Source organism: Sphingomonas sp., assembly GCF_042095875.1.
Taxonomy (GTDB): domain Bacteria; phylum Pseudomonadota; class Alphaproteobacteria; order Sphingomonadales; family Sphingomonadaceae; genus Sphingomonas.
On sequence record NZ_JBELMJ010000090.1, the window covers coordinates 1 to 4350 of the forward strand.

A 4350-nucleotide genomic window follows, 5' to 3' on the forward strand; every position below is an offset into this window, starting at 1 on the left:
CCAGCAAAGCCGGGACGCTTAGCGTACGTTTTCGACCATCCTCTCACCGGTCCCCATATTGTGCATGTCCCATTGTTCGTCTCCACGGCCGTGATTGGCCGTGGCATGAACGTGGTCACGAGGGTGGGATCGCGCGCCGTTGTCGGCTCCCGACCCAAAGGCAGACGTAGCCGAGGCAAGTTGCCGGTCTTGGAAGCTGACATTATGAACCGGGGTTCTGACACACGCAAACCCCGGGAAAACCGTGGTCGCGTCTGCAGCGTCAAAACCGACCGAGACTGTTGAAAAACTCGGCGAGCCGGCAGCGCAGCCACGTCGCGCGTAATATGATTGCTTACGGATAGCGGCTTTACACCAGGAGTTGCGATGGTTGACGCGATACGAGAAGAATATTGCTCAGACCAACGCCCCTTCCAAGCCGAAGCGACTTTTTCAACAGCCTCGTCCGGTTGTGACACCCGAGCCTGCGGAAATTACTGCCGAACTTTAATTTCAAGGCAACCGGTTCACGCTATCGTATTTCGATGGCGATTGCCGCACCTTACCCTCCGAGCCGCATGGCCTCGCTCTCTGTCGCGGCCGTGCTAATCCTGCTGCTGGGTTACGGCGCGGCGTCATTGGCGGGCCTTATCGAGCGGTGGGGCGCGTCGCCGGGCGGATTGGGCGTGCTGGCAGGCTGGATGGCGCTGGCCGCGCTCGCGCTTCCTCTGATGCGTGCGCGACCTACACGGCGCGCGATGGCGATGCTCAGTTCTCATCGAGCGATCGTTGAGCGCGTACACCAGCGGCAAGACGGAAGCTGCATTCGATGCGGAAGGGTTCACGTTCACCCTCCATGCACGCCTTGAAGACGTCTCGATCAATGATGGAAACAATTAGTGGGCCAGCGTAAGCCGATTGCGAACAAGACGATCCTGATCGTGGAAGACGAAGCCATCCTCAGGTTCGATCTGGTCGACTTCTTCGAACATGCAGGTTGGAAAGTGTTCGAGGCCACGAATGCCGAGAGCGCCATCGAATTGCTCGATCGTCACAGGGAGATCGGCGCTGTTCTGACGGACGTCAACATGCCTGGGTCGATGGACGGCCTTGCACTCGCTCATCACGTGCGCGGGCGCTATCCGCCAACCGTCCTGTTCGTGGTGTCGGGCAACGTGCCCCTGGACAGCGAGGATCTGCCGGTCCGAACCGCGTTCATGCCCAAGCCGTTCGATCCGCATCGCCTGCTTCGCGAACTGGAGGCGGCAAGTCTGTGACGGGGGGCTAACCTTAACTGCACAGGACTCCGGCGGAGGAAGGCGTTCACGCCGGTGCCAGTGCCGTCACATCGCCCGCGCCATTTCCCGGTCGATCTGCTGGACCGCGGTGACGAAGGCGAACAGCTTCTGCGGGTCGAGCTGACCACCCGTCCGGACGCCGGAGCACAGGTCGACACCATAGGGGCGAACCTGCCCGATCGCTTCCGCCACGTTAGCGGCGGTCAGGCCCCCGGCAAGAAACACCGGCTTCTCGGTCGCACGGACGAAAGCGGCGCTGACCGCCCAGTCATGCGCGCGGCCGGTTCCGCCCAGCTCAGCGACCGGGGCGTTGGGCCTGCCGGAGTCGAGCAGGAAGGCATGAACGCAAGGCTCATAGGCCGGGATCAGCTGTAGCGCTTCCGGCCCTTCGACGTGGATGACCTGTATCCGGCGGACGTGCGGCTCCAGCGCTGCCAGCTTGCCCGACTCCGCGGGATCGATGTGCGACACGATCTGGACCGCCGACGGAGCGGTCGCGCGGACATGGGCGGAGATGGCGTCGGCGGTCGTCTCGGATGTCAGCAGGAAGGTGGCCACCGGCGGTGGCACGAGCGCCGTCACCTCTGCGATCGCCCTGTCGGAGATCGGACCGGGACCAGAGGGCATGCGTGCTACCAGCCCCAGCGCATCCGCCCCCGCGGCGATCGCGATCCGCGCTTCATCCGGCGAGGCGATGCAGCAAATCTTTATACGAGTTCTCATGGGATGGAGACATGCCGCCAGGCCGATGCAAGGGCAATGCGCCGGTCCGTGCCGGTTGCCGTCGTGAGGTCGGGCGTCCTCTATCGTGGAGCAAGGCGGATCGTGGCCGTGCCGCGCCCCCATACGGGAAGGTACACGCCTTGCCCCGCCGCCTTCAGCTGGCCCGTGCGCACGTCCGTGATGTGGGCGCGCACGATCAGGTCGCCGATCCGCTTCTCGTCGATCGCACGGGTGATCTTGGCGAGCAGCTCGTCGAAATCCTTTTCGAAGTTCTGCGTCAGCGCGGCGGACACGGTGCTGGAGATGCCGGGGGCGTTGACGAGCTTCAGAAGCAGGCTTGTTCGGACCGAGTCGGTCACACCTGCGACGGTGAGATCGTCAAACGCGACACGGCGATCATTGACGGCGTTGCGCGGCGTGGCGGTAAGCCAGATCGTGCCCCGCGAAGGCTCCCCGCCTTCGGCTGCCGCACTGAAGCGGAGCCCGACCGCGATCTTGCCGCCCGTCGTGCCGTAGATGGTCACCTGGTAAAACTGCGCGCGCACCGCACCGACACCGGGCACCTCGAAGGGGCGGCGGGAACGCTTCACCAATGCCTTTGCGAGCACCGGCTCCAGCTGACGATAGTCGGCGATGACGGGTATGGCGAACAGGATGCGGCCGGGTCCAGGCTGCATGCGCGTCATGGCGGGGAGCGGCTGGCGCTGCGGATCAGGCGGCCGATCGCCGACAAAGGTCTCCGTCCCCGCCGTCAGCCCCAGCGCCAGGTTCACCCGATTGCGCGAAATAGTGTAGCCTCCGTAGCTCAACTGTCGGGGAGTGATCCGCATCCACACCGGCGGGTTCGCCCGGTTCAGCTGGACGGAGGTGAACGCCGCGCCCCACACCTGCGCGATCTGCTCGCGCAGCTGCAATCTGCCGAGCTCCTGCGGCAGAGTGTGCTCCAGGCGCGCGACGACGCCGGCGAGCTTGGCGTCGGCCTTGCTGGTGAACTCGATACGCTGGCCCAGGAAGTCGACGTGCGGCTCGTCGGTCCAGTCGTAGGCGATCGATACCGTTGCGCGCGGCGACCAGTCGCCGGCGATGTCGAGCCTGGCTACTGCCCGAACGCGGGCGTCCGCCTCGGCTGTTTCCCGGCTGAGCACGCCTCCCACGTCCCGGGCGCTGATCGCGGCGTGAAGCGGCATGGTGACGGTGATCGTTTTGCCCGAGCCCTCCAGCACCAACGGCCCTCGGACTACGGTGCCCGTGATGCGGCACCGGATCGCGGGCGTCTTAATTCTCGCAAAGAGGATCTTGACCTTCTTCGGCGGGACGCAGGTCTGCTCCGGCTTGTCGATTGACCAAAGGCGACGCGGAACCGCCTTTTCGAGAGTTGCCGCCAGCTTGCCCAGGTCCGCGACGATCGGCACGTCGATGGTGGAGGTCTGCGGCGGTACGCTGATCGTGTCCTTCGCTCGCGGAGGCGCCTCGCGAGGAGTTCGGTCGCAGCCAGTGAGGATGGCAACGCAGAGCAGAGCGAACACGATCGAGGCGCGGGAGACGTCGCTTTTGCGCAAGGAAAACCTCGCAATTCGGTCTGCCGCTTCAGATTTCGACTTAACCGGCATTGGAACGGCTTCAAGAGCCGCCATGTTCATCATCGCCGCGTACCTCCAGACGTCCGAGCGGCCACCTCTCCAGCAGAGCGCCGAGGTGCGTCGCAAGAAAGGGAACCGTTCCGTTTCCTTATCGTTCGACCCGTTGATTTCGGTCAATGCCTGACAACACCAACGGAGAACCTCGATGAAGATTGCGATTGTCGCTGCGCTGCTCACCCTGGCGCCGGTACCAGTGCTGGCGCAGGCCGTTTCGCCCGCCACTTCGGGAACAATGACCAGCGCTGACGTCGGCGTCTCGCCGATCGCGAGCCAGAGCGGACCCAATTACGTGCTCGCTGCGGCCGATGCGAACCTTTACCAGATCAAGGCCGCGCAGCTTGCCGCGACGCGCGCGCAGAGAGACGACGTCAAGGCCTATGCAAAGCGCGTGCTGGCGGAAACGCAGAGCAGCCACAAGGCGCTGCTGGCGGCGCTGAAGAATGATCAGCGCACGATCAAGGCGCCGTCCTCGAGCCTGTCCGCCGACCGCGCTGCCCTCCTCAAGCTGCTCCAGAAGGCGCCCAAGAGCGCCTTTGACAATCTGTATCTGACGCAGTCCGCGCAGGTTCAGCAGGCCGCCTGGGCCGTGCACAAGGGTTACGCGCAGGACGGGACCGACCCGGCGCTGCAGCAGGTCGCCGGCACCGCGGTCCCGGTGCTGGAAAACGAGCTCACCACCGGCAAGTCGCTTACTCCCTCCGGGCTTGCAG

General features: G+C 64.6%; 5 protein-coding genes. 3 read left to right on the forward strand and 2 right to left on the reverse strand.

Features of this window, described 5'->3' with window-relative positions:
* Positions 1-878 precede the first annotated feature (878 nt).
* Complete coding sequence (locus tag ACFDS6_RS16610; protein ID WP_066516394.1) at positions 879-1256, forward strand: response regulator; 378 nt, start codon at positions 879-881, stop codon at positions 1254-1256.
* 66 nt (positions 1257-1322) lie between these two features.
* Here the strand turns inward: ACFDS6_RS16610 and ACFDS6_RS16615 are convergent, their stop codons facing one another.
* The gene (locus tag ACFDS6_RS16615; RefSeq protein ID WP_375273203.1) at positions 1323-2123 is read right to left on the reverse strand and encodes a phosphoribosylanthranilate isomerase; all 801 of its coding nucleotides are present in this window, start codon (positions 2121-2123) and stop codon (positions 1323-1325) included.
* A complete protein-coding gene (locus ACFDS6_RS16620; protein ID WP_231923442.1) occupies positions 2081-3643 on the reverse strand; it encodes a DUF4403 family protein in 1563 nt (520 codons plus the stop codon). The genes ACFDS6_RS16615 and ACFDS6_RS16620 overlap by 43 nt, the downstream gene beginning before the upstream one ends.
* On the opposite strand from ACFDS6_RS16620, the gene ACFDS6_RS16625 reads away from it, so the two are divergent.
* Positions 3633-3764 (forward strand): hypothetical protein, encoded by a 132-nt coding sequence (locus ACFDS6_RS16625; protein WP_255210224.1) that lies wholly within the window; start codon positions 3633-3635, stop codon positions 3762-3764. The two genes, ACFDS6_RS16620 and ACFDS6_RS16625, sit on opposite strands and share 11 nt — an antisense overlap.
* Before the next feature lie 21 nt (positions 3765-3785).
* The coding region (locus tag ACFDS6_RS16630) for a DUF4142 domain-containing protein (protein ID WP_375273204.1) at positions 3786-4350 on the forward strand (565 nt) is incomplete at its 3' end.